Here is a 26,243-nt window from a genome sequence, read left to right as displayed (position 1 = left end):
ATGAATGTGGAGTTAACGAGATTTAAAGTGAAACAAGATAAAAGTCATCGTGTAGATGAATGGATGCAGCTTCTGAATGACAATATGAAAGAAGTACTTTTGACATTAAACGACGAAAAGATGTACGTTGAGACAATTTTCCGGGAAATAAGAGATGGAGAAGAGTACTTATATTGGTATTCTGTGCAAGGAGAAGCTGGTATTTTTGTCGAAAATTCGCATCATGAAATTGATAAAAAGCACTTAGCATTTTGGTATGAATGTATCGATGAAGAAGCACCGTCTATTGATATGAAAACAGAAGTTGTTATGATTCAAGATGTTGTGAAGGACGCGATGAAATAATAGATTGGTATTTTATAACCGTAAAATGGTCATCTTTTTGGTTGGAATATATATTATTGGAGATGCTGTAGGATGAGAATTAGTAATAAATATATCACTCTCGATGAAATAGAAGTAATAAGAGAACCTTTAAATAAATTGCATGAATATCATAATAATACATCAAGGCATTTTTCTGGTGACTATCCAAGAATGACATTTGAGGAACGTATTGAAATTTATAAACAAAATTCAAAGTATGGAGAGTATAGAATTGAATTATTAGTTGAGGCGGAAACAGATAATATATTAGGATGTTGTATAGCGTATAGCAAAAGTGTAAACGGAAAGATTGAAGTTTTATTCGTTGATGAAAGATACCGAAGAAACGGATTTGGTTTGAAATTAATGAATAGTGCAGTGGAATGGTTTAAAGCGAAGAAGATAGATGAAATTGAATTAACAGTAGTGTACGGAAATGAAGCTGTATCGTTTTATGAAAAGCTGGGGTTTTATCCTCGTTCAATTATTATGGAAACTAAGTCATAACGATAGTATGGAGAGAGATGAGTGAGAGTTTTTGTTTCAAAAAAGTGATTTATATGTTAATAAAATATATGTGAAGGGCGCATCAAAATAGATGTGCTTTTTATTATGATAAAAATGTAGAACAGCTGTATTTGGATATCTTTAAGTAAAAATAAAAGGGATATTAGAATCTTTTAGGACAAACTATAAAGAAATAAAAAACACCAAACCAAAAGACCTACCAATATACGGTGTAGTCGTAACAGGCAAAACAGAGGATTTACAAAGTTTACAAGGAGCACCATATATTAAGGCTGCTGTAAGAGGTGTAACAGTTGAGAAATATTGATTACAAGCAATTAATGTGAATAATCAGAAAATTTATGTTATAATATGGGAAAAGGAGGTTTATATGAGGCAAATACATGGAGCAATTTATATTTACATAACAATGTTTTTCGTGGCGGTATCCTATGGATTGGGGCACGTGTATTCGCATCCTATACTAACTTTTTTAAGCGGAGCATGTATGGCGTTTGCGCTTCTTGTCCACCTTTTCTCAGTTTGGATCGTGAAATTTCAATTAAATATTAGTGAAATAGAAGAAGGCACTTTTTGAGTGGCCTTCTTTTTTTAATAATATTTTGGAAGTTCTTGTAGCAATTTTTCAATTTCGCATTCTGTTTCTTCACATATAGAAAGCTTGCGCAGTCTGAAAAATAAGCTGCGTAAGAAAGATTTTATATTTCCGTATAGAAACTCGTATGATTCAATATGTAATGTTTGTTTTTGAACGGGTAATTGAGCTACTAAATCACGAAGGGCTAATATGAGTGCTTCTTCCTTTAAGCCATTTTGTAGCATTGCGACAATCGGATAAACGATACGTTCATCTTCTTCATATTTGTAATAGATGGAATGAACACAAACTTTGTTTAATAAAGTTTGTAATATTTCTTCGTAATATAAAGTTTCCAGTTTAGGACTATTCACAAGCGCCTCAAATGTATCAGAAGCATGAGCGATACTATGTGCCCAGCCGTGTTTTTGCACATATCCCCGGAAATCATGTTCGTTGTTCATATATAGAATTAGTTGATCTTTTACATTTGAAATATCAGTCTGTGATAAGAAATTATGATTTGTATCAGCATCAATAATGAGGGCAATTAATAATGTTGTAAATGCTCGGGTAAATACCGCATCTTCATCATCTGAATGAATCTTATACAATAAATATTTTTCACCGATGCTTTCTAATAATAGTTTCTGTAATTGTGTGTGTGAAAGATATTCCTTCTTGATGAGATGAAAAAAAGTAGAGTAGATGAGTTTGTCCCTTAAATAGCTATCAGTATCGCCAATTTGCTCAAGCATATTGGAACTTAAAGAATCAATGTTAAGTGTGTTATCCAGTATGTAATTATTATTACGAATTTCTTCTAACTGTTGTCGTAACATATAAACCCCCTGTTTTAGAAAATTCTGTATTTTAATAGTATAATAGAAGGAAGAAATAGACAATAAATAAGTGCATTTGAATGGAGGGGCATGATGAAGAGAGCGTTATTCTTTTTCATTAGTATTTTCTTTTTAGGAAGCTGCTCGATTTGGTATTTTACTTTTTCTAGCGAGAGCAAAAGTTGGACTGGACAATATAAAGGGCATATTAAGGATGACAGTGAAGATGGAATGTTTACGTTTCAATATAAGGGCGGGGATGGAAAGACAGAATTTAAAAACTTAGAGATTGCTATTAATGGAGCCTTTAGTACAATGACACAAACGTCAGAAGTTCATAGAGGAGCAAAGGTTGAAATGAAGTCTTCTTGTGTAAGTTGCGCGCCTATCTCTAAAGATGAACCTATAGAAGTTGTGATTAAATGGGATGATAAGTATGAGGAGAAGATGGTGTTAAATTTGAAATAGCCTAGAGTAAGGAGTTAAAAATGAATAGGCATATGAAAATTGTTATGTTTTTAAGTGTATTTCTAGTCGTATTATCAGCGTGTGATACAAAACAAGTAGAGCAAGTAACGGTAAAAGAAGTACCTAAAGAAGGGTATATCATATTAAGAAATGACACGATGTTTTTTGCCGATGATAAAACGGTTGAAACAAAAGTAGAGTTGCAACATTATATAGAACAACAAATGAATAAAGAGCATCCAGCACATATAGTCTTGAGCTTTAAGGACAAAGACGCATATAAACAGTTAAAAACAGGGGATAAAATAAAAGTATGGTTTTCTCAAATACTTGAAAGTTATCCAGCAAAAATGATTGTAGAGAAATTTGAAATAGTAGGGAAATAGAAAAAGGCAGCACTCCCGCTGCCTTTTTCTATTATTTTACAAATTGTAACTCTTTCGGGAATTTCGTTAAAATTTCTGATCCGTCTTTTGTGATGTAAATATCATCTTCAATACGAACGCCACCTACGTTTGGTACGTAAATACCAGGTTCGATTGTGAAGACCATACCTTCTTTTAATGGAGACTCGTTACCAGCTTTTACATCTGGATATTCGTGTACGCTAATTCCAAGTCCGTGACCAAGTCGGTGTGGGAAGAAGTCTCCGTAACCTGCATCTGCGATAACAGAACGAGCAGCGTTGTCGATTGCGCCAAGTGTAACACCTGGTTTACATGCTTCAACTGCTTGTAGTTGTCCAGCAAGTACAGTGTTGTAAATACGAGTTTGTTCTTCAGAAATCTCGCCGAATGCCACTGTACGTGTAATATCAGAGCAATAACCGTCAATGATTACGCCTAAATCAAATAGTACGAAATCACCGCGTTTCATTTTGTTTGCGCCAGGAATACCGTGTGGAAGAGCTGAGTTCGCACCTGCTAATACCATCGTATCAAATGACATTTTATGTATGCCTTTTGTTTTTAATTCGTGTTCAATAATTGCTAATACTTCTAGTTCACTACGATCTTCTTTAATTGCATTTATACCAACTTCAACAGCATAGTCCGCCATTTTAGCTGCTTCGCGTAAAATAGAAAGTTCTTTTTCATCTTTAATTAAACGAAGTTCGCGAACTTTCTCTTCAGCTGATTTGAAAGCTGCATTTGGGAATAATTTCGTTAATTCTTCGTAGCGCTCCACGTTTAAATGTTCTTTTTCAATTGCAACTGCATTTGCATTGATGCCGCGGTCTTTAATTGCTTTTGCAATCATATCCCATGGTCTGTCAGTATCAGTAAATCCGATAATTTCATGTGCCCAGCCAGCGTTACGTGCTTGACCTTCTTCCATTTTAGGGCAAATTAAAATAGGTTCTTTTTCTTGGAATACAAACATACCAAGTAATCTTTCGTGTGGTTCACAGTGGAAGTTTGTCATGTAGAAGACGTTTGGTGTAGAAGTTAAGAACGCAGCTTCTACGTTTTTTTCTTTTAGCCATTGCATTAAATTTTCTAATCTAGCATTCATCGATTGGCACCCCCGAGATATTTAATTACAAATATAACTTTAACTCGGAAGAAAGCGTTATGACAAGTAAATAGATGTTAGAAAAGACAGGGAATTGAAAAATCATGTAGAATACAAAGTGAGAATGTGAACAGGGGAGGAATGTAATAATGAAAGTATCTTATCATGGACATTCAGTTGTGAAAATTGAGGCGAATGGAAAAGTTATTTTAATTGACCCGTTTTTAACAGGTAATCCGAAAACAGATTTAAAAACTGAAGATGTAAAAGTGGATGCAATTCTTTTATCGCATGGACACGGTGATCATGTTGGAGATACAGTAGAACTTGCGAAGAAAAATAATGCAGTTGTTGTAGCGCCATTTGAACTAGCAACATTTTTAAGTTGGCAAGGTGTAAATACACACCCGATGCATATTGGTGGTTCACATGAATTTGACTTCGGAAAAGTGAAGTTTACACAAGCATTCCACGGCTCTAGTTATATTGATGAAGAAAATAAGACGATTACATATACAGGTATGCCAGCAGGTATTTTATTTACAGCAGAAGAGAAAACTGTATACCACGCAGGAGATACTGCACTATTCTCTGATATGAAGTTAATTGGGGAATTAAATAAAGTTGATCTAGCATTTTTACCAATTGGTGATAATTTCACAATGGGGCCAGAAGATGCTGTACTAGCGGCAAAATGGATTAATGCGAAAACTGTTGTACCGATGCATTACAATACGTTCCCAGTTATTGAACAAGATCCATATCAATTTGTAGAAAAGCTACAAAATTGTACAGGGAAAGTATTAGAAGCTGGAGAAAGTATTACACTATAGAAAAGAAACCCTTCATTTGAAAAGAAAAGTGAAGGGTTTTTTACGTGTGTAGGACAGCTTTTAATGCTTGTATTTGTTTTGGTGATTCTTCTCTTTTGGTACGTGGTTGTTCAGGTGTTTCATTCAATTCCATTGCAACTTTTTTCCCATCTACGAAAGCTAAAAATACAGCACCTACAACCTCTAAAAGTTTTTTCATCATGTGTTCGCTCCTTTGTTTTATTTCTTGTCTTAATTGTATAGGCAATTAAGTGGGCGAACTATCGAATGAGATGACAATAGCATTACATTGTTGTAATAGAATGACTGGTGGAATGTAAGCGTCATTTTGTTATAAAAAAAATAGTACAGGTATGCAAAGAGAGAGTGTAACAGTTTTGAAAATATAGTATACTAAAAGTACAACACATGAAGAATTTAGGGAAAAGAAAGTATGGTGAAACCATTTGGCTACCAAGCATAACCAAATTTTAGAACATATTAATAGCCTGCCAGTAGGCCATAAAATTTCTGTAAGACAAATTGCGAAAGATTTGAGTGTAAGTGAAGGGACCGCTTACCGTGCAATTAAAGATGCAGAAAATAAAGGATATGTTAGTACAATTGAACGTGTCGGAACAATTCGAATTGAACAAAAGAAGAAAGAGAATATCGAAAAACTGACATATGCAGAAGTCGTTAACATTGTCGACGGTCAAGTACTTGGGGGCAGAGAAGGACTACATAAAACATTAAATAAATTCGTAATCGGAGCTATGAAATTAGAAGCGATGATGCGCTATACAGAAGCTGGGAATTTACTCATTATTGGTAACCGTACCAATGCACATGAATTAGCGCTAGAAACTGGAGCCGCTGTATTAATTACGGGCGGATTTGATACGGAAGATCATGTGAAGAAATTAGCAGACGAATTAAAGCTGCCGATCATTTCAAGTAGCTACGATACATTTACGGTCGCAACGTTAATTAATCGTGCAATTTATGACCAACTTATTAAGAAAGAAATTGTACTCGTTGAAGATATTTTAACGCCAATTGAAGAAACGTTATATTTAAAGCCGAGTGATACAGTACAGCAATGGCATGCATATAACGAAGAGACAATGCACGGAAGATATCCAATTGTCGATGAAAGTAACAAAGTACTAGGAATCGTAACTTCAAAAGATATGATCGGAGTAGCGAAAGAAACACCAATTGATAAAGTAATGACAAAACACCCAATTACAGTGAACGGTAAAATGTCTGTCGCAGCTGCGGCACGTATGATGGTGTGGGAAGGAATTGAATTACTTCCTGTCGTTGAGGAAGGAAACAAACTGCAAGGTATTATTAGCCGTCAAGATGTACTTCAGGCACTGCAAATGATTCAACGTCAGCCACAAGTTGGAGAAACCATTGATGATATTGTAACGAATCAATTTATGACACCAAAAGAAGCGAAGAATGAGCATCTATATCAATTTTCGGTGACGCCGCAAATGACGAACTCAATCGGGACGTTATCGTACGGTGTATTTGCAACAATTGTGACAGAAGCGACAAATCGCGTCATTCGTGCGCAAAAGAAAAGTGATTTAATTGTTGAAAACTTAACGATTTATTTCGTAAAGCCGGTTCAAATTGATAATGTTGTATCTGTTCATCCGAAAGTATTAGAAATTGGACGTAAATTTGGTAAGGTCGATGTAGAGGTGCATCATGAAGGTAATGTTGTTGGAAAAGCATTACTTATGGTTCAGTTAATCGATAAATAAAAAGATGGAACAAATCGTTTTGATTTGTTCCATCTTTTTTTGTTGTTTTAAATTTGAAAGGTATGATTTTAGATGGGAGTTTTGGTGAAATATGTATGGGATGGAGTGGAAAAGTAATGTGAGAAAAGACGGAATAATAATTCAATTCAGTTGTATATTGTGTTATGATTATATTGTAATAAAATGGAATTGCGAGAGGTGGTATACATTATGTCGTCAGCCGTACTCTTTTTTGGTAGTATCGCACTATTTTACTTTCTTGTAATGATACCGATTCAATATTTATATTTACAAGGTTTACATGAAAAAAAGGAAAAGACAGGATTATCTCAGCGAGAGCTATATGAAAAAATGTCTTTTGGAGAAGAACAATTACATTTTCACGTACAAGGGAACCCATTTAATATACCATCTGCGTTTGTTGCGTATATGATTTTGAAAGTTAAGGGACGTAAAAAAGCATCACAATATTGATGCTTTTTTACGTTGCTTCATAGACTTCAGCTTCTTTAACTGCTAATGGCAAGAAATGTTTGTATTGGCGAAACCCGTTAAATACACTTGCACTACCAAATAGAACGAATAAAACACCAACGATAATACGAGCGGTTGAAAGTTCTAAAAAGAATTGGTTTATCCCGAAAAATAAAACGAATGAACCGAGTGCCATTGCGGATTTTCCTGAGAGCCAACCTTTCTCCATTGGGCGGTTTGTACGAAAGTATTTTGTTTTGTAAAAGAGGTACAACATAAATGAGACGATAATACAGAAGACTAATACTGGCATAATGAACACTCCCATCGCTTTGTGAAAAATAATAGAAAAGAAAAAGAAATATCTAAACTTTCTAACTTTTATTATAAAGCAATTGTTCGCATGTATGAAATACTTTCCGTTATAATGGAGGATAAAGTGAAGAAGTTGATTAAAAAGGAGATTATACATATGCATGAGCAAATTTTAGGAGCAATTAAAGAGTTTGATACAATTATTATTCATCGCCACGTGCGTCCGGATCCAGATGCGTTAGGTTCACAGGGTGGTCTTGGTACAATTCTACAAGAATCGTTTCCAGAGAAAAATATTTATACGGTTGGGTACAATGAGCCGTCACTAGCATACTTACGAGTAATGGATGATATTGAAGATAGTGTATACGAAAATGCGCTTGTTATTGTTTGTGATACTGCGAATCAAGAACGTGTTGACGATCAACGCTATACAAAAGGGAAGATGTTAATTAAAATTGATCATCATCCAAATGAAGATCCATATGGAGATATTACGTGGGTAGATACGACAGCGAGTTCTACAAGTGAAATGATTTATGAGTTTTATAACTATGGAAAAGATAAAGGATTAAAAATAACAAAAGAAGCAGCCCGCCTTATTTTAGCAGGAATTGTTGGAGATACAGGTCGTTTCTTATTCCCGAATACGACAGCAAAAACACTTCGTTACGTAAGTGAGCTTGTTGACATGGGTGTGAAATTCACAGATTTATACAATGAGATGTATAAGACAAAAGAAAAAATTGCTCGTTTAAACGGTTATATTTTACAAAACTTTACGATGGTAGAAGAAGGAGTAGCTTACATTAAATTAACGAAAGAAGTATTAGAAGAGTTTGATGTACTTCCTTCTGAAGCATCTGGTGTTGTTGGAGCGCTTGGCAATATTGATGGATTAAAGGCGTGGGTTCTATTTTTAGAGGAAGACGACGTAATTCGTGTTCGTCTTCGTTCAAAAGGACCAGTTATAAACAAATTAGCAATGCAATATAACGGCGGGGGGCATCCGATGGCTTCTGGTGCGAAGGCATCTTCTTGGGAAGAAGCGGATCGTCTTTTTGCTGATTTACGTGAGATTTGTAAATAAGAGACTATATGTTAGAACGAAAAGAAGGAGCGGCGCTAAAGCCCTCCTTCTTTATTTTTCTTTCTCTATAGTAATGCTAATTTCAAGCACTGTATCAAAAGATATTGTATCGACTTTAAAACGGTATAGCCGATCGTAATGTTTGTACGTTTTATTTTCGATTACCTTTTTAAGTAGGTCTTTATTTTTTGCGATACTTTGAATGTTTTTGGTTAAAAGATGTTGGAGGTCATTATGGATAGATGTAGTCATATTTTCGAGTGTGAGATTGTCTAAATCGTATTTTTCTCGATTGATAAGTTTTATTTTAATCTCTTGAATGGTTAAGAGCCGTTTATTTTCAGTGTTCAATTTTTCTTGATCTTCGAGAAGGACGTGGAGCTTTGCTTCTTGTTTTTCTATAATTTCTCTTTGTTCTGCTATTTTACTAGCTTGTTCTTCTTGAAAAACACCGTATATGTACAAAAAAATAAACCAGCTCAACACGCCTCCAACAGCAGCCCCAGCTAATACTAAGTACCATCTTTTTGCTGTATTGGCACTTGGTACTCTCATACATGTTCCTGCGTTAGCCATTTAATAATAATGAGACCTGTTTGCATACCACCAGTTGCGAAAAAAATAAGGAGAATTTGCTTTACGATATCTTTCATATCTCCGCCAAAGAAACTTCTTTCAAAGCTATAAAAGGTATCGAATGTTCCGCCGATTGCTGCAACGAGTGCCCAAATTCTTAAATTTTGGGCGAATTGATTAATGTAAGTTAGAGCTGGTTTTCCGATAAGAAACGCACCAAATCCACCAATTAATGAACCGCCAAGTATAACCCCAAAGGCAATAAAATAACTAATAATAAGCAGAGAGAAAAAAGTATGTTCTCTTACATCCATCGTCATTCCCCTTTCTTCTTCATATATATGGACAAAGTATAAGAAGTATGTTTTGATTTCCGCTTTCCTCATCACCTATAATAAAAGTAGTCAAATAGGTAAAGAGAGGGTACAACAGTGAAGTTTGTGCATTTACAATGTCAAACCGTTTTTAGTTTATTAAAAAGTGCTTGTAAAATTGATGAGCTTGTAGTCAGGGCGAAAGAACTCGGTTTTTCATCGCTGGCTATTACGGATGAAAATGTTATGTATGGCGTTATTCCGTTTTATAAAGCATGTAAGAAACATGGTATACAGCCCGTTATTGGATTAACCGCTTCTATTTTTAGTGAAGAAGAAGAAAGGTCTTATCCGCTTGTATTACTTGCTGAGAATGAAATAGGCTACCAAAATTTATTAAAGATTTCTAGTAGTATTATGACAAAGTCCAAAGAAGGTATTCCTAAGAAGTGGCTTGCGCATTATGCGAAAGGATTAATTGCAATTTCACCAGGTAAAGATGGCGAAATTGAGCAATTATTACTAGAAGACAATGAGAGTCAGGCTGAAGAAGTAGCTCGCACGTATCAAAATATGTTTGGCCATTTTTATATGAGTTTGCAGCATCATGCGATTCAAGATGAGTTGCTTTTACAAGAGAAACTACCTGAATTTATTAGTAGGGTTAATATTCCAGTCGTTGCAACAAACGATGTGCGCTATATCAATCAAAGTGACGCGCTTGTTCACGAATGTTTACTATCTGTTGAAAGTGGAACGAAAATGACTGATCCAGATAGGCCGAGGCTGAAAACAGATCAGTATTATTTAAAGTCATCGGATGAAATGGAAGCACTATTTTCCCATGCGCCGGAAGCAATCCAAAATACAATAAAAATTGCAGAGCGTTGCCAAGTAGAAATACCGTTCCATGTAAATCAACTTCCGAAGTTTCCTGTTCCGTCTAATGAAACGAGTGATATATACTTGCGTCGTGTTTGTGAAGAAGGTTTGCGGAAACGATATGGTGAACCGAAAGAAGTGCATATAAAGCGTTTGGATCATGAATTAAATGTTATTTCTCGTATGGGATTTAGTGATTATTTCCTCATCGTATGGGATTTTATGAAGTATGCACATGAAAATCATATTCTAACAGGACCAGGTCGTGGATCGGCAGCTGGTTCACTCGTTTCATACGTATTAGAAATTACAGATATTGATCCAATTGAATACGATCTATTATTTGAAAGGTTTTTAAATCCTGAACGTGTGACGCTTCCCGATATTGATATTGATTTTCCAGACGTAAGACGTGATGAGATGATTCGCTATGTGAAAGATAAATACGGTCAGCTCCGTGTTGCGCAAATTGTAACGTTTGGTACGCTTGCAGCAAAAGCGGCAATTAGAGACATTGCCCGCGTAATGGGGCTTCCGCCGCGAGATATTGATATATTTTCAAAACTTATTCCATCAAAGCTTGGTATAACGTTAAAAGATGCATATGAAGAATCACAATCACTTCGTGAGTTTATACAAGGGAATCTTCTGCATGAGCGTGTATTTGAAATCGCAAAACGTGTAGAAGGTTTACCACGTCATACGTCTATTCATGCGGCTGGTGTTATTATGAGTCAAGAACCGCTAACAGGAAGTGTAGCAATTCAAGAAGGACATAACGATGTTTATGTTACGCAATATCCAGCCGATGCGCTAGAAGAACTTGGTTTGCTTAAGATGGACTTTTTAGGATTACGTAATTTAACGTTACTTGAAAATATTATAAAATTTATCGCGAACAAAACAGGGAAAGAAATCGATATAAGAAACTTACCTCTTCAAGATGAAAAGACGTTCCAATTATTAGGGAGAGGGGATACAACAGGTGTATTCCAGCTTGAGTCGGGTGGTATGCGAAATGTACTTCGCGGGTTAAAACCGAATGAGTTTGAAGATATCGTAGCTGTTAACTCGTTATACAGACCAGGACCGATGGAACAGATACCGACTTTTATTGAATCGAAACATGGAAAAAGAAAAATTGAATATTTACATCCGGATTTAAAGCCAATTTTAGAAAGAACATACGGCGTCATTGTATACCAAGAACAAATTATGCAAATTGCATCGAAGTTAGCTGGTTTTTCGCTCGGAGAAGCAGATTTACTGCGCCGTGCGGTGAGTAAAAAAAATCGTGATATTTTAGATCAGGAACGTAAGCATTTCGTCCAAGGATGTTTGCGAAATGGTTATGATGAGACATCCGCAGAGAAAATTTATGATTTAATTGTAAGATTTGCGAATTACGGTTTTAACCGAAGTCACGCTGTAGCTTACAGTATGATCGGATATCAGCTTGCCTATTTGAAAGCGAATTATACGCTGGAATTTATGACGGCATTATTATCAAGCGCAATTGGAAATGAAGATAAGATTGTACAGTATATACGAGAAACGAAGCGGAAAGGTTTTCACGTTTTGCCACCGTCTCTTCAGAGGAGTGGCTACAACTTCCAAATAGAAGGGAATGCGATACGTTACAGTTTACTTTCGATCCGAAATATTGGAATGGCTACAGTGACGGCATTATTAGAAGAACGAGAGGAAAAAATGTTCGAAGATTTATTTGAATTTTGTCTTCGTATGCCGTCAAAGTTCGTAACGGAGCGTAATTTAGAAGCTTTCGTCTGGTCGGGATGTTTTGACGATTTTGGTGTTTCGAGAACGAATTTATGGAAAAGTATTAAAGGGGCGTTAGAGTACGCGAATCTCGCACGTGATTTAGGAGATGCTGTTCCAAAATCAAAATATGTACAAGGAGAAGAGTTATCTTTTATTGAACAACTAAATAAAGAGAAGGAAGCGCTTGGCTTTTATTTATCAAGTTATCCGACAGCGCAATATGTGAAGTTAGCAAAAGAATTAGAAATTCCATCTCTCGCTCAGGCGATGCGACACAAGAAAAAAGTACAAAGAGCTATTGTGTATATAACAAGTGTGAGAGTGATTCGTACGAAAAAGTTTCAAAAGATGGCATTTATTACATTCTGTGATCAAAATGATGAAATGGAAGCGGTCCTCTTCCCGGAAACGTATATACATTTCTCGGATAAGTTGCAAGAAGGAGCAATTGTTTTAGTTGACGGTACGATTGAGCTAAGAAATCATAAGCTGCAATGGATTGTAAATGGACTATATCCGCTAGAGGAAATGGATGTTTATGAAGAAAAGAAAGACGCATCTGTTTACGTGAAATTGCCGTCTCAGTATGAGAAAAAGCTTTTAAATCAGGTTACGAAAATATTGTTCGACTATTCAGGTTTTGCGAAAGTACTAATTTATTATGAAAAGGAACATAAAATGGTACAATTATCTCGGAGTTTATCGATTCATCCAAGTGAAGAATGTTTAGGAGCACTTCGTGAAATTGTCGGGGAAGAAAATGTAGTTGTGAAAATATAATGGACAATTTCCCTACACTTCGATTATTATAGTAGTAGTGTTCGTGGTCAGACCACTTGGAGAAATTGATATCAGCAAGAATAATTTGAGGAGAGTGGATAGTTTGTCAACACTTCGTGAAGAAGCACTTCACATGCATAAAGTGCATCAAGGAAAATTAGAAACTGTATCAAAAGTAAAAGTAGAAAATGCAAAAGATTTAAGTCTTGCATATTCTCCAGGGGTTGCAGAACCTTGTAAAGAAATTTATGACGATAAAAGTAAGGTATATGAATATACGATGAAGGGAAATATGGTAGCAGTTGTGACAGATGGAACAGCTGTACTTGGTCTTGGTAACATTGGACCTGAAGCATCTCTTCCAGTAATGGAAGGTAAAGCTGTATTATTCAAGAGCTTTGCTGGTGTAGATGCATTCCCAATTGCCTTAAATACAAACGATGTAGATAAAATTGTTGAAACTGTAAAATTAATGGAGCCAACTTTTGGCGGCGTTAACTTAGAAGATATCGCAGCACCAAACTGCTTCATTATTGAAGAGCGTTTGAAAAAAGAAACAAATATTCCTATCTTCCATGATGATCAACACGGAACAGCTATTGTAACAGTAGCAGGTCTTGTAAATGCACTGAAATTAGTTGGAAAGAAAATGTCTGACATTAAAGTTGTCGCAAATGGCGCAGGTGCAGCAGGTATTGCAATTATTAAACTTTTATATCGCTATGGTGTACGCGACATTATTATGTGTGACCGTAAAGGCGCAATCTATGATGGTCGTCCTACAGGTATGAATCCGGTGAAGGATGAAGTTGCAAAATATACAAATAAGAATCGTATAGAAGGTTCTTTAGCTGATGTTGTACAAGGTGCGGACGTATTCATTGGTGTATCTGCAGAAGGTGCATTAACAGAAGAGATGGTTCGTACAATGAATGACGATGCGATTATTTTTGCAATGGCGAATCCAGTTCCAGAAATTATGCCAGAATTGGCAAAAGCAGCGGGCGCAGCTGTTGTTGGAACAGGTCGTTCTGACTTCCCGAACCAAGTAAATAATGTACTGGCGTTCCCTGGTATTTTCCGCGGTGCACTTGACGTACATGCGACACAAATTAACGAAGAAATGAAGATGGCAGCTGTACAGGCTATTGCTGAGCTTGTAGCAGAAGATGAGTTAAATGCAGACTATATCATTCCGGCACCATTTGACGCGCGTGTAGCGCCTCAAGTAGCGGCTTACGTTGCAAAAGCAGCAATGGAGACAGGAGTAGCTCGCCGTCAAGTAGATCCAAATGAGATCGCTGAAAAAACAAAACAATTAGCGCTGATTGGTAAAGAATAAGCGAGGAATTTCCATTGACATCATCAAATACAAAAGTATATCTCGAAATTGTAAAAAAAATCCGTTCCATTATGGAAGAGGATGGTTTGGTGGCGGGGGATCGTTTGCCGTCTGAGCGTGAGTTAAGTTCACGCTTAAACGTAGGACGTTCCTCTGTAAGAGAAGCATTGCGTGCTTTAGAACTGGTAGGATTGATTGAAACGAGACGTGGTGAAGGGACGTTTATTCGAAACTTTTATGATAACGGTCTTGTACAATTAATTGCTCCGTTCTTATTGCAAGATGAGAAAACAATTCGTGATTTATTACAAACGAAACGATTACTTGAGAAAGATATGATTCGAATTGTATGTAATTTACCGAAAGAAACGTTTTCTAAAGTACTAAGTAGATTACACCAAGTACTTGAAGGAAATGAAAGCTCAGTCCCAACGCTTCATCAAACGTTCTTTAAAACACTTATTGAACAAGTCGATAATTATTTACTATATCGCATTTGGATGATCGTAAATGATTACGTAGCAGCTCTTTCTTGTAAAGTTTCAAGAGATTCTATCGATATGTATAGAAAGCTTTATGCTACTTTGGAAGAAAAACAAGAAAATGATGCACTAAAAATTTACGATGAATTAGTAGAGAATATACAGTTTCACTCGTAATGTATAAAATTTGTCGAAATGACCATGACACGTTATGACAAACATTCTACCGCTTAGCGGTTAAAGTTAAACGTAAAGAGTGAGGTTATTAGACAGATTGAGAAGATAAGGCTAACATCAAACTTTGGTGTTAGCCCCATTTTCTTCTTACGCTAACCTTAGCTCTCAACGAAGGGGGTCAAATTGTGCTAAGAGATTTATTCGTGAAAAAGAAAAAGTACGCTGCAATACCTTCAGAACAAGTACGAAAAGATGTACCAGATGGCGTTATGACAAAATGTCCGGAATGTAAAAAAATCATGTATACGAAAGAACTTCTAAAAAATTTAAAAGTATGTGTGAATTGTGGATATCATCATCCTATGAATGCATGGGAACGTCTTGATAGTATATTGGACGAAGGGTCATTCCGTGAGTGTGACAAAGAAATGGTTTCATTAAATCCACTCGAGTTTCCAGGTTATGAAGAGAAACTAGAGAGCGATCGTAAGAAGACTGAATTGAACGAAGCGGTTGTAACTGGTGAAGGAACAATTGATGACATGCTTGTTGTTGTTGCAGTAATGGATTCTCGTTTTCGAATGGGGAGCATGGGCTCTGTAGTAGGAGAAAAAATCGCCCGTGCGGTTGAAAAGGCGTACGACTTACAAGTTCCATTTATTATCTTTACTGCTTCGGGTGGTGCCCGTATGCAAGAAGGTATATTAAGTTTAATGCAAATGGCAAAAACAAGCGTAGCTTTGAAAAAGCATAGTAATGCAGGAGGATTATTTATTTCTGTTATGACTCACCCAACGACGGGCGGGGTTTCAGCGAGTTTCGCTTCACTTGGTGATTATAATCTTGCAGAACCAGGTGCACTTATCGGATTTGCTGGTAGACGTGTAATTGAACAAACGGTGCGTGAGAAACTACCAGAAGATTTCCAAACGGCAGAATTCTTACTAGATCATGGTCAATTAGATGCGGTGGTGCATCGTGATGATATGAGAGAATCACTTCGCAAGATTTTAGAAGTTCATCAAGGAGGGGAAATGGCTGTATGGCAGAGCTAGAATTTGAAAAACCAGTTGTTGAGCTAAGAAATAAGATTCGTGAACTGAAAGACTATACGAAAAACAGCCAGATGGACTTCAGTGAGGAGATTCGTATTTTGGAAGAAAAGCTAGAAAATTTAGAGGAAGATATATACGGCAATCTGAAAGTATGGGACCGTGTTCAAATTGCTCGTCATGCAGAACGACCGACAACGCTCGATTATATTGAGCACTTATTTACTGATTTTTTCGAATGTCATGGAGATCGTCTATTTGGCGATGATGCAGCGATTGTCGGCGGCATTGCGAAATATAAAGGGATGCCTGTAACTGTAATTGGGCATCAGCGCGGAAAAGATACGAAAGAAAATATTCGCCGTAACTTTGGAATGCCTCATCCAGAAGGATATCGAAAAGCATTACGTTTAATGAAGCAGGCGGAAAAGTTCAATCGTCCTATTATTTGTTTTATTGATACGAAAGGAGCTTATCCTGGTAAAGCTGCTGAAGAACGTGGTCAAAGTGAAGCTATCGCCCGCAATTTATTTGAAATGGCAGGTTTAACGGTACCTGTTATTTGTATCGTTATCGGCGAAGGTGGTAGTGGTGGTGCGCTAGGCCTTGGAGTTGGAGATTACATTCATATGCTAGAAAATTCCACTTATTCTGTTATTACACCAGAGGGTGCAGCGGCAATTCTTTGGAAAGATGCAGGAAAAGCAAAGGAAGCTGCAGAGGCAATGAAAATTACAGCAGCAGATTTGAAAGAATTAGGTGTGATTGACGAAATTATTCCAGAAGCAAGAGGCGGAGCTCACCGTAATATTTTGAAACAGTCAGAAAATATAGACTTAATGATTCGAAAAACTTTTGAACAATTAAACGGAATTTCGAAAGATGAATTAATCGAAAAACGTTATGAAAAATATATGAAAATTGGGCAAGTTTCGTTTTCAAACGCTTCCATTTGGATAAAATAAGAAAAGCGTGCGTTCCACTTCGCGAATGCACGTTTTTATTATGAAAAGACACATCTTCTCCATTGTATTTTTATATTTTTTCGTGTTATTTTATTATAAGGCAAATAATCTTTATGAGGTGAGTACAAATGAAACGTATTGGTGTATTAACAAGTGGTGGAGATTCACCTGGTATGAATGCTGCCATTCGTGCAGTTGTTCGTAAAGCGATTTTCCATGATATTGAAGTATATGGTATTTACCATGGATACGCTGGATTAATTTCTGGTCACATTGAAAAATTAGAACTTGGTTCTGTTGGCGATATTATCCACCGCGGTGGTACAAAATTATATACAGCAAGATGTCCTGAGTTTAAAGATCCAGAAGTACGACTAAAAGGTATCGAGCAATTAAAGAAACACGGTATCGAAGGACTTGTTGTTATTGGTGGAGATGGTTCTTACCAAGGCGCTAAAAAATTAACTGAACAAGGATTCCCATGTGTTGGTGTACCAGGTACAATCGACAATGATATCCCTGGAACAGACTTCACAATTGGTTTCGATACAGCTTTAAACACTGTTATTGATGCAATTGATAAAATTCGTGACACAGCTACATCTCATGAACGTACATATGTTATCGAAGTAATGGGACGTCACGCTGGTGATATCGCATTATGGGCTGGTTTAGCAGATGGTGCGGAAACGATCTTAATTCCAGAAGAAGAGTATGACATGGATGATGTTATCGCTCGTCTGAAGCGTGGTAGTGAACGTGGTAAAAAACACAGTATTATCGTTGTAGCTGAAGGTGTTGGAAGTGCAATTGACATCGGTAAGCACATTGAAGAAGCAACAAACTTTGATACTCGTGTAACTGTATTAGGTCACGTACAACGTGGTGGATCACCAAGTGCACAAGACCGTGTATTAGCAAGTCGTCTTGGCGCAAGAGCAGTTGAATTATTAATTGCTGGTAAAGGCGGACGTTGTGTAGGTATTCAAGATAACAAACTTGTTGATCATGACATTATCGAAGCGTTAGCTCAAAAGCATACAATCGATAAAGACATGTATCAATTATCTAAAGAATTATCCATCTAATCGGCGTAATGTCAGATATTTGGGAACGGTTTCATAATTTTCGGAGGTGCAATATGCGTAAAACTAAAATTGTATGTACTATAGGTCCTGCTAGTGAAAGTATTGAAAAATTAGAGCAATTAATCGAAGCAGGTATGAACGTTGCTCGTTTAAACTTCTCTCATGGTAGCCATGAAGAGCACGGAGCTCGTATTAAAAACATTCGTGAAGCTTCAAAGAAAACTGGTAAAACAGTTGGTATCTTACTTGATACAAAAGGTCCAGAAATCCGTACTCACGACTTCGTAGACGGACAAGCTGAGCTTGTAACAGGTGCAGAAGTAGTTCTTTCTACTGAGCAAGTATTAGGTACTGCAGAGAAGTTCTCTGTATCTTATGCTGGTCTTTATGACGATGTAGACCCAGGTTCTCGTATTCTAATCGATGACGGTCTTATCGAACTAGAAGTAATCGAAAAAGCTGATGGAAACATCCGTACAAAAGTTCTTAACAGCGGAACTGTAAAAAATAAAAAAGGTGTTAACGTACCAAACGTAAGCATTAAGCTTCCTGGTATCACTGAAAAAGACGTAAAAGATATCATCTTCGGTATCGAGCAAAAAGTTGATTTCATTGCAGCTTCATTCGTACGTAAAGCGTCTGACGTATTAGAAATCCGTGAATTATTAGAAGAGCATAACGCTCAATACATCCAAATCGTACCAAAAATCGAAAACCAAGAAGGTATCGACAACATCGATTCAATCTTAGAAGTTTCTGACGGTTTAATGGTAGCTCGTGGTGACATGGGTGTAGAAATTCCACCAGAAGAAGTACCGTTAGTACAAAAACGTCTAATTAAAAAATGTAACGTGTTAGGTAAACCAGTTATTACTGCAACACAAATGTTAGATTCTATGCAACGTAACCCGCGTCCAACTCGTGCGGAAGCAAGTGACGTAGCTAACGCAATCTTCGATGGTACAGATGCAATCATGCTTTCAGGTGAAACAGCTGCTGGACAATACCCAGTAGAAGCAGTAACAATGATGGCTAACATTGCGGTACGTGTTGAAAAATCATTACAATATGAAGATATGTTCAAAAAACGTATTAAAGAGTTCACTCCAACAATTACAGATGCAATTAGCCAATCTGTTGCACATACAGCACTTGCTCTTGATGTAGCTGCAATCGTAGCTCCAACAGAAAGTGGATATACTGCGAAAATGATCTCTAAATACCGTCCAAAATCTCCAATCGTAGCTGTAACATCTGACGAGCAAGTAGGACGTCGTCTTGCACTTGTTTGGGGTGTACAAGCATTTATGGCTGAGAAGCGCGCAGCTTCAACTGACGAAATGTTAGATACAGCAATTCAAACAGGTATGGATGCAGGCCTAATCGGACTTGGAGATACTGTAGTGATTACTGCTGGTGTTCCAGTTGCTGAAACTGGTACAACAAACTTAATGAAAATCCACGTTGTTGGTGAAGAAATTGCTAAAGGACAAGGAATCGGTCGTAAAGCTGCAAAAGGTAAAGTAGTTGTAGCAAAAACAGCTGCTGAAGCTGTAGCGAACGTAAACGAAGGTGATATCCTTGTTACAACAAGCACTGATAAAGATATGATTCCTGCAATCGAAAAAGCTGCAGCTTTAGTTGTAGAAGAAGGTGGCTTAACAAGCCATGCAGCTGTTGTAGGTGTATCAATCGGTATTCCTGTTATCGTTGGTGTAAACGGCGTAACAGCAACTTTAAAAAATGGCCAAGAAGTAACAGTTGATGCAGCACGCGGAATTGTTTATAATGGACATGCGGAAGTGCTATAAGTAATACGGAGAGAAGGATCGGAGTCCTTCTCTTTTTTTTTTTTTTTTACACAAAAACGAGATAAAATTAGCTTAAAGCGCCTAGAATTGCTTTTAAAAGCTGTTTGTTATGGGTTTTAATATGAAAGGGTATCTATATTTCATATGATGTATATAGGCATTGTGAGGGCGTTAAAAGTGAGATGTGAGAGAGGTGTAGAACTATGAAGTGGTTACTATTCTTGTTTATTTTAATACCGGCGATTGAGATTACGGTCTTAATTGGATCAAGTCATGTAATAGGTTTATGGTCTACGTTCGCTATGATTGTATTTACAGGTGTTGTAGGTGTGTATTTGGCGAAAAGACAAGGGTTTAAAGTGCTTGGAGAGATTCAATCTAAGTTGAATAGAGGGGAAATGCCAGGTGAGGCGGTACTAGATGGTATTTTTGTATTTGTAGGAGGTATTCTCTTAGTGCTTCCTGGGTATGTGACAGATATGCTAGGGTTTATCTGCGTGATCCCTATTACGAGAGCTTTATTGAAGCCGCTTGTTATGAAGTGGATGGAATGGAAATTTAGAAAGAGTTCTACTATTATTATTCAGAAATAGCACTTAGATTGTAGAAATCTAAGTGCTATTTTTTTGTCTTGTAAAAGGAGAGGAACTTGCTGATTGAAGCTTTGTTTTACCGCGCTATTTGTGGGGTGGAATTTCTATCTCAAAGCTGGGCTGCTCGTAAGTGTCTGATGTGGGGCGAATGATGAGTGGGGATGAACAAAACGTTCGCTTATTATATTTGCTATATAATTTTCGTTTGAACTCTTGTGTGTACTTCGATTAAACTTGTGATTTTTTAGTGCTATTAATTTAGATGAATAAGATGGAGGGAAACACTGCTAAATTAAAGTTTTGTTTTCTTATATAGAGGAACGATTGGTGTAAAAAATTCATATAAAAAGGCGGAGATTGTTAGTTGAAGTCTTATTTTATGCTATTTTGTATATTTATTCATTTACATAAAAAGTAATAAATGTAAATGATAATTATAAAATAAATAGAATAAATATGTAAAAACACCACGGAATATGCGTTTTTCATGCAAAAAAACAAGAGAATTATCTTTTTTGAGTGCAATTCTCTTGTTTTATGTAATAAGTATGAAAAATAAGTACAAGGAATAATCAGTGGGAATTTCCCACTGATTACATGTAAGTTTTTTGTTGTGTATGAATTAGAAACTATTATTTTGAAGGTGAACCTTTAATATATTTCCACAAGTCATGGAAGACATTAGCTTTGTGTAATGTATTAAGTAGTACTAAGGTGACTGGGCCGATGATTAATCCTAAAAAGCCAAAAAGTTTAAAGCCGACAAATAGAGCGACGAGTGTTGCTAATGGATCGAGACCGATGTTAGATGAAAGTACTTTCGGCTCCATAATTTGTCTTTGGACAATCACGACGATGTATAAAATGAGAAGACCAATGGCGAATGCGGTATCGCCAGTGAAAAATACGTATATAACCCATGGAACAAAGACTGCGCCTGTTCCTAAATATGGTAGTAAATCTACAACCCCTGTAATAATCGCGATAGTAATGGCGTATGGTACGCGTAATATTAAAAGCCCGATTAGTACAATGACAGTTGTCATAGATACGAGTGTAAGTTGTGCTTTCACAAAACCAAACAAAGCTTTTCTTAAGTCGACAAAAATAGTTTTTCCATAGCCATGTACACGATTCGGTAGCAATTTTCTTGCTTTCTGAGCAAGACGGTGCCAATCGTAACTAATGAAGAAAGTGGCTAATAAAATGAATACAAGGACAGTTAAAGTTGTTGGCAGTGCACTAATGAAATTCGTTAACCCGCTTATAATGGCGGTTAAAAGTTCTTTCATTTGTGTTGTCGCTTCTGTTCCTAAGTTTTGAATGTTTTGTGTAATTGTATAGCGCTGTGGTTCTCCAAGATGATTAAATTTAGAGATTAAATCATCGTAGAGAGGCATAATATGATTAAGTGCAAATTGCTGAGCGAATGTAACGATATCTGGAAACTTTACTGTAACAAGTTGTAGTAAGTATGTTGTGGCAGATATTGCTTCAGTCACAAGATATGTAACAAGTCCAACGATAGCTCCAAATACGAGAATTAAGCTAACGAGTACTGCTAGTGCGCGAGGAAATTGTAGTTTTTGATTAAGGAAATTGACGACAGGATTAATCAAATAAGCAAATGCAAAAGCGATAATAAAAGGATAGATAAGCCCTGACATGTATAGTAATACATAGAACCCAGCTACCGTTGCTACAATGACAAATATGAGTCGCAATATCATATATAGTAAGTTTCGGTTCAAAGATGTATACCTCCCATTCCAATTTGGATTATCCTAATTCGTTCAACTTATAACGAGTGTGCCCCACTGATTAAAGTTTCACTTTATGTTATAGTGGAATGATGGATTTTTCCTGCTTTTTCAGTATGTGAGTGACTGTGAAAGCTTGGTGTTGATGCTTCTACTATATGGTAAAAACTTCATTTTCTCTTCTTTTTATTTTACCTGTTTCTAATTAGAAAAGAAAGAAGAGACGTCTGTTTTTTAAAATGTATACACGCTTAAATTTTTATGGTGAAAGTCTCAATTTATCATTTTAAAATACATAAAAAATGAAGTGATTCATGTTGAATAGGCATCGATATATCATGTATAACGATAGGTTTAAAGGTATTTTTGTTTGGAAATGAGTTCATTATTTTCAGAAAGGAAGTGCAAACATGATTAGTCAGTCAACGTTATTTTTATTCATACTACTTATTATAGGACTTATTGCGAAAAACCAATCGCTTACTGTGGCTATTGGTGTGTTATTTTTATTGAAGTTTACGTTTTTAGGAGATAAGGTCTTTCCTTATTTACAAACGAAAGGAATTAACCTAGGTGTAACGGTCATTACAATAGCGGTGCTCGTACCGATTGCGACGGGGGAAATAGGTTTTAAACAACTTGGAGAAGCGGCAAAATCTTATTATGCGTGGATTGCTTTAGCTTCAGGTGTAGCGGTCGCTTTGTTAGCGAAAGGCGGCGTACAATTGTTGACAACGGATCCCCACATTACAACTGCGCTTGTTTTTGGGACAATTATAGCGGTTGCGCTATTTAATGGGGTTGCTGTTGGTCCGTTAATTGGGGCTGGAATTGCCTATGCGGTTATGAGTATTATACAAATGTTTAAATAAGGAATTTTATAGTAATATAAAATTTTTGAATTCTTTCTGTTCACAAAAGTCAGATAATTGTTTATAATAGGATTAGAAACTTTGAAAAGTTACATAACAGCAGAGACTTTACACCAGATAAAATAAAAACAACATAAAACAATTTTATAATGATATTGTTTTATGTTGTTTTTATCATAAAACTCTTCGGAATGTATTTTCCTCACTAACTTGTTGTTTTGAGCGTGAGGATTCGGGGAGACATTCACGCTCATGCTTTCCATGTAAACAATGGACAATAAGAGGGGAACATCGCAACAAATTTGCATGATCGTGCATTTTGCTTGCCTAAAGAGTGAACGGGCGTTCATAATTCATAAGGGGAGCAAATAGATATAAGGAGCAAGGTTGGGAGAATTTTCAGGAAAAGGAGAGAATGTCATGACTGTTATTCGAGGTTTAGAAGGGGTAGTAGCAACAACATCATCTGTGAGCTCTATTATTGATGATACATTAACTTATGTTGGGTATAATATTGATGATTTAGCTGAGAATGCTACGTTTGAAGAAGTAGTGTACTTATTATGGCACCGCAAGCTTCCTAATGAAAAAGAACTAGCGGAATTTAATGAAATTGTATCAGAATACTATAAAGTTCCAGGTGAGATTTTAACATATTTGAAACAAGTAGATTTAAAAATTGCACATCCGATGTCTGTTTTACGAACTGCAATTTCCATGCTATCATTATACGATGAGAGCGCTGAAATTATGGACGAAAAGTCCAATTATTTGAAAGCGGTTAAATTACAGGCGCAAGTGGGAACTTTAGTTGCTGCTTACGCGAGAATCCGTAAAGGTTTAGATATTGTTGAGCCAAGAAAGGATTTATCATTAGCTGCAAACTTCTTGTACATGTTAAATGATCGCGAGCCAAATGAAGTTGAAATTGAAGCTTTTGATAAGGCGCTTGTACTTCATGCAGATCATGAGTTAAACGCTTCTACATTTACTGCACGTGTTTGCGTAGCTACACTTTCAGATGTATATTCTGGTATTACAGCAGCAATCGGTGCATTAAAAGGTCCTCTTCACGGTGGGGCAAATGAAAATGTAATGAAGATGTTAACTGAGATTGGTGAAGAAGAAAATGTAGAGTCATATATTCATAATGCTCTTCAAAATAAAGTGAAAATCATGGGCTTTGGCCACCGTGTGTATGAGCAGGGTGATCCACGTGCAAAACACTTACGTGAAATGTCTAAGAGATTATGCGTGCTTTTAGGAGAAGAGAAATGGTATAATATGTCTATCAAAATTGAAGACATTGTAACAAAAGAAAAAGGTCTTCCACCAAATGTTGATTTCTATTCAGCTTCTGTATACCATTGTTTAGGAATTGACCATGACTTATTTACACCTATTTTTGCAATTAGCCGTATGTCAGGCTGGTTAGCTCATATTCTAGAACAATATGAAAACAACCGTTTAATTCGTCCGCGTGCTGATTATAATGGACCAACGCATCAAGTGTATGTTCCAATTGCACAACGATAAGCGAATAACACTATTTTGATAGTGAAAATACGCTTTCAAAAGTCTGATTTTTTCGGAAAGATGTAATGATTAGAATATTTTAATTTGACTAACGGTTTGAACTGAGGGGTTATTCCCTCAGTTTCATACATATGAAATTTCAAACATGGGGGTTATCACATTGACGACAGGTGAAAAAATTACTGTAACTAATGGTGTTATGAATGTACCAAACAATCCGATTATTCCATTTATCGAGGGAGATGGAATTGGTCCTGATATTTGGGCAGCTGCATCTCGCGTACTAGAAGCAGCAGTTGAAAAAGCTTATGATGGTGAGAAGAAAATCGTTTGGAAAGAAGTGCTTGCAGGGGAAAAAGCATTCAACCAAACAGGCGAGTGGTTACCAGAAGAAACTTTAAACTTAATTCGTGAATATTTAATCGCGATTAAAGGTCCACTTACAACTCCAGTTGGCGGTGGTATTCGTTCTCTAAACGTAGCACTTCGTCAAGAATTAGATTTATATGTATGTCTACGTCCAGTTCGTTATTTTGAAGGTGTTCCTTCACCTGTAAAACGTCCGGAAGATACTGATATGGTTATTTTCCGTGAAAATACAGAAGACATTTATGCTGGAATTGAATATGCGCAAGGATCTCCAGAAGCAGAAAAAGTTCTTGCTTTCTTAAAAGAAGCAATGGGTGTTAATAAAATCCGCTTCCCAGAAACATCTGGTATTGGTATTAAGCCAATTTCAGAAGAAGGGACAAAGCGTCTTGTTCGTGCTGCAATTCAATATGCAATTAACGAAAAACGCTCTTCTGTTACATTAGTTCATAAAGGAAACATTATGAAATTTACAGAAGGTGCTTTCAAAAACTGGGGTTACGAAGTAGCGGAACAAGAATTCGGCGACAAAGTATTTACTTGGGCTGAATACGATCGTATCGTTGAAAAAGATGGTAAAGATGCAGCGAATAAAGCGATGGCAGACGCTGAAGTGGCTGGAAAAATCATCGTAAAAGATTCTATTGCAGACATCTTCTTACAACAAATTTTAACTCGTCCACGTGAGTTCGATGTTGTTGCAACAATGAACTTAAATGGTGACTATATCTCTGATGCACTTGCTGCACAAGTAGGTGGAATTGGTATTGCACCTGGTGCAAACATTAACTATGTGACTGGACATGCTATCTTTGAAGCTACACACGGTACAGCTCCAAAATATGCAGGTTTAGATAAAGTAAACCCATCTTCTGTTCTTCTTTCAGGTGTATTATTATTAGAACACTTAGGATGGAACGAAGCTGCGAAATTAGTAACTGCTTCTGTTGAGAAAACAATTGCTTCAAAAGTAGTAACTTATGATTTCGCACGCTTAATGGAAGGTGCAACAGAAGTGAAATGTTCTGAGTTCGCTAATGAACTTATTAAAAACATGGATGTAGCGATAATCAAAAACGCATAATTAAAGCGGG

Annotated in this window: 27 protein-coding genes and 1 pseudogene; 21 read left to right on the top strand and 7 right to left on the bottom strand. The window is 36.5% G+C overall.

Going from position 1 to position 26,243, the window contains the following annotated elements; translation table 11 throughout:
- The 4 genes and pseudogenes from MHH55_RS17440 to MHH55_RS17425 all read left to right on the top strand — a co-directional run bounded on the left by MHH55_RS17440 (position 1) and on the right by MHH55_RS17425 (position 1,471).
- Positions 1-345, top strand: coding sequence for a DUF6176 family protein (locus tag MHH55_RS17440; RefSeq protein ID WP_059303410.1), 345 nt, complete (start codon positions 1-3; stop codon positions 343-345).
- A gap of 72 nt (positions 346-417) precedes the next feature.
- On the top strand, positions 418-873 hold the full coding sequence (locus tag MHH55_RS17435) for a GNAT family N-acetyltransferase (protein ID WP_001222930.1): 456 nt from the start codon (positions 418-420) through the stop codon (positions 871-873).
- A 138-nt stretch (positions 874-1,011) separates the two neighbouring features.
- Positions 1,012-1,201: pseudogene (locus tag MHH55_RS17430) on the top strand (anti sigma factor C-terminal domain-containing protein); the annotation flags it as partial.
- Positions 1,202-1,264: 63 nt separating this feature from the next.
- Positions 1,265-1,471: a hypothetical protein gene (locus MHH55_RS17425; protein WP_001248908.1), complete on the top strand. Its 207-nt coding sequence runs from the start codon at positions 1,265-1,267 to the stop codon at positions 1,469-1,471.
- Positions 1,472-1,485: 14 nt separating this feature from the next.
- On the opposite strand, the gene MHH55_RS17420 is transcribed toward MHH55_RS17425, so the two are convergent.
- Positions 1,486-2,313 (bottom strand): DUF2785 domain-containing protein, encoded by an 828-nt coding sequence (locus tag MHH55_RS17420; protein ID WP_075676881.1) that lies wholly within the window; start codon positions 2,311-2,313, stop codon positions 1,486-1,488.
- Positions 2,314-2,406: 93 nt separating this feature from the next.
- Here MHH55_RS17420 and MHH55_RS17415 point away from each other — a divergent pair, with 93 nt between their 5' ends.
- Together MHH55_RS17415 and MHH55_RS17410 are read left to right on the top strand one after the other, a co-directional pair.
- Positions 2,407-2,781 (top strand): hypothetical protein, encoded by a 375-nt coding sequence (locus MHH55_RS17415; RefSeq protein ID WP_000816717.1) that lies wholly within the window; start codon positions 2,407-2,409, stop codon positions 2,779-2,781.
- A 20-nt stretch (positions 2,782-2,801) separates the two neighbouring features.
- The gene (locus MHH55_RS17410) at positions 2,802-3,167 is read left to right on the top strand and encodes a DUF3221 domain-containing protein (RefSeq protein ID WP_001079377.1); all 366 of its coding nucleotides are present in this window, start codon (positions 2,802-2,804) and stop codon (positions 3,165-3,167) included.
- 31 nt (positions 3,168-3,198) lie between these two features.
- Here the strand turns inward: MHH55_RS17410 and pepQ are convergent, their stop codons facing one another.
- Positions 3,199-4,296, bottom strand: coding sequence for a Xaa-Pro dipeptidase (gene pepQ, locus MHH55_RS17405; RefSeq protein WP_078186395.1), 1,098 nt, complete (start codon positions 4,294-4,296; stop codon positions 3,199-3,201).
- 149 nt (positions 4,297-4,445) lie between these two features.
- On the opposite strand from pepQ, the gene MHH55_RS17400 reads away from it, so the two are divergent.
- Positions 4,446-5,129: a metal-dependent hydrolase gene (locus MHH55_RS17400; RefSeq protein WP_000868927.1), complete on the top strand. Its 684-nt coding sequence runs from the start codon at positions 4,446-4,448 to the stop codon at positions 5,127-5,129.
- A 40-nt stretch (positions 5,130-5,169) separates the two neighbouring features.
- Here MHH55_RS17400 and MHH55_RS17395 read toward each other — a convergent pair whose 3' ends face one another.
- Entirely contained in the window at positions 5,170-5,331 is a 162-nt protein-coding gene (locus MHH55_RS17395) for a hypothetical protein (protein WP_000976303.1), read from the bottom strand.
- A 244-nt stretch (positions 5,332-5,575) separates the two neighbouring features.
- Here MHH55_RS17395 and MHH55_RS17390 point away from each other — a divergent pair, with 244 nt between their 5' ends.
- Together MHH55_RS17390 and MHH55_RS17385 are read left to right on the top strand one after the other, a co-directional pair.
- Positions 5,576-6,889 carry a CBS domain-containing protein gene (locus tag MHH55_RS17390; RefSeq protein ID WP_000201572.1) on the top strand — a complete coding sequence of 438 codons (1,314 nt, stop codon included), beginning with the start codon at positions 5,576-5,578 and terminating at the stop codon, positions 6,887-6,889.
- Positions 6,890-7,099: 210 nt separating this feature from the next.
- Entirely contained in the window at positions 7,100-7,363 is a 264-nt protein-coding gene (locus MHH55_RS17385; protein ID WP_000093045.1) for a DUF3949 domain-containing protein, read from the top strand.
- A gap of 7 nt (positions 7,364-7,370) precedes the next feature.
- Here MHH55_RS17385 and MHH55_RS17380 read toward each other — a convergent pair whose 3' ends face one another.
- Entirely contained in the window at positions 7,371-7,676 is a 306-nt protein-coding gene (locus MHH55_RS17380) for a YtpI family protein (protein ID WP_001144776.1), read from the bottom strand.
- A 159-nt stretch (positions 7,677-7,835) separates the two neighbouring features.
- Between MHH55_RS17380 and MHH55_RS17375 the strand changes: the two genes are divergently transcribed.
- Positions 7,836-8,768, top strand: a complete 933-nt coding sequence (locus MHH55_RS17375) for a DHH family phosphoesterase (protein WP_000545138.1) — start codon at positions 7,836-7,838, stop codon at positions 8,766-8,768.
- A 51-nt stretch (positions 8,769-8,819) separates the two neighbouring features.
- Here the strand turns inward: MHH55_RS17375 and ytrI are convergent, their stop codons facing one another.
- Both ytrI and MHH55_RS17365 read right to left on the bottom strand, forming a co-directional pair.
- Entirely contained in the window at positions 8,820-9,323 is a 504-nt protein-coding gene (gene ytrI, locus MHH55_RS17370; protein ID WP_001265736.1) for a sporulation membrane protein YtrI, read from the bottom strand.
- Positions 9,320-9,733, bottom strand: a complete 414-nt coding sequence (locus MHH55_RS17365; RefSeq protein ID WP_002005839.1) for a YtrH family sporulation protein — start codon at positions 9,731-9,733, stop codon at positions 9,320-9,322. The genes ytrI and MHH55_RS17365 overlap by 4 nt, the downstream gene beginning before the upstream one ends.
- A gap of 42 nt (positions 9,734-9,775) precedes the next feature.
- Here MHH55_RS17365 and dnaE point away from each other — a divergent pair, with 42 nt between their 5' ends.
- The 8 genes from dnaE (at position 9,776) to MHH55_RS17325 (ending at position 20,612) form a co-directional block, all read left to right on the top strand.
- Positions 9,776-13,102, top strand: coding sequence for a DNA polymerase III subunit alpha (gene dnaE / locus MHH55_RS17360; RefSeq protein WP_000673727.1), 3,327 nt, complete (start codon positions 9,776-9,778; stop codon positions 13,100-13,102).
- 133 nt (positions 13,103-13,235) lie between these two features.
- Positions 13,236-14,444, top strand: a complete 1,209-nt coding sequence (locus tag MHH55_RS17355; protein WP_161508111.1) for an NAD(P)-dependent malic enzyme — start codon at positions 13,236-13,238, stop codon at positions 14,442-14,444.
- 14 nt (positions 14,445-14,458) lie between these two features.
- Positions 14,459-15,103 carry a FadR/GntR family transcriptional regulator gene (locus MHH55_RS17350; RefSeq protein ID WP_078186394.1) on the top strand — a complete coding sequence of 215 codons (645 nt, stop codon included), beginning with the start codon at positions 14,459-14,461 and terminating at the stop codon, positions 15,101-15,103.
- Between the two features lie 185 nt (positions 15,104-15,288).
- Positions 15,289-16,158 carry an acetyl-CoA carboxylase, carboxyltransferase subunit beta gene (accD, locus tag MHH55_RS17345; protein WP_075676883.1) on the top strand — a complete coding sequence of 290 codons (870 nt, stop codon included), beginning with the start codon at positions 15,289-15,291 and terminating at the stop codon, positions 16,156-16,158.
- Entirely contained in the window at positions 16,146-17,120 is a 975-nt protein-coding gene (gene accA, locus MHH55_RS17340) for an acetyl-CoA carboxylase carboxyl transferase subunit alpha (RefSeq protein WP_000818804.1), read from the top strand. Before accD ends, accA begins: the two co-directional genes overlap by 13 nt.
- 128 nt (positions 17,121-17,248) lie before the next feature.
- Positions 17,249-18,208, top strand: coding sequence for a 6-phosphofructokinase (gene pfkA / locus MHH55_RS17335; protein ID WP_000821157.1), 960 nt, complete (start codon positions 17,249-17,251; stop codon positions 18,206-18,208).
- Positions 18,209-18,261: 53 nt separating this feature from the next.
- Complete coding sequence (gene pyk / locus MHH55_RS17330) at positions 18,262-20,019, top strand: pyruvate kinase (protein ID WP_001232673.1); 1,758 nt, start codon at positions 18,262-18,264, stop codon at positions 20,017-20,019.
- 203 nt (positions 20,020-20,222) lie between these two features.
- Positions 20,223-20,612, top strand: a complete 390-nt coding sequence (locus MHH55_RS17325; RefSeq protein ID WP_075676886.1) for an FxsA family protein — start codon at positions 20,223-20,225, stop codon at positions 20,610-20,612.
- A 632-nt stretch (positions 20,613-21,244) separates the two neighbouring features.
- Here the strand turns inward: MHH55_RS17325 and ytvI are convergent.
- Complete coding sequence (gene ytvI / locus MHH55_RS17320; RefSeq protein ID WP_001081388.1) at positions 21,245-22,363, bottom strand: sporulation integral membrane protein YtvI; 1,119 nt, start codon at positions 22,361-22,363, stop codon at positions 21,245-21,247.
- A gap of 419 nt (positions 22,364-22,782) precedes the next feature.
- Between ytvI and MHH55_RS17315 the strand changes: the two genes are divergently transcribed.
- The 3 genes from MHH55_RS17315 to icd all read left to right on the top strand — a co-directional run bounded on the left by MHH55_RS17315 (position 22,783) and on the right by icd (position 26,233).
- Positions 22,783-23,244, top strand: coding sequence for a DUF441 domain-containing protein (locus tag MHH55_RS17315; RefSeq protein ID WP_000625507.1), 462 nt, complete (start codon positions 22,783-22,785; stop codon positions 23,242-23,244).
- Between the two features lie 387 nt (positions 23,245-23,631).
- The gene (gene citZ, locus MHH55_RS17310; protein WP_000503652.1) at positions 23,632-24,780 is read left to right on the top strand and encodes a citrate synthase; all 1,149 of its coding nucleotides are present in this window, start codon (positions 23,632-23,634) and stop codon (positions 24,778-24,780) included.
- 160 nt (positions 24,781-24,940) lie between these two features.
- Entirely contained in the window at positions 24,941-26,233 is a 1,293-nt protein-coding gene (gene icd, locus MHH55_RS17305; RefSeq protein WP_000206898.1) for an NADP-dependent isocitrate dehydrogenase, read from the top strand.
- The last annotated feature ends 10 nt before the right edge of the window (positions 26,234-26,243 follow it).

Origin of the sequence: Bacillus sp. FSL K6-2944 (assembly GCF_038005385.1) — a bacterium.
Classification (GTDB): domain Bacteria; phylum Bacillota; class Bacilli; order Bacillales; family Bacillaceae_G; genus Bacillus_A; species Bacillus_A cereus.
This window is presented reverse-complemented; position numbering and strand designations above follow the sequence as displayed.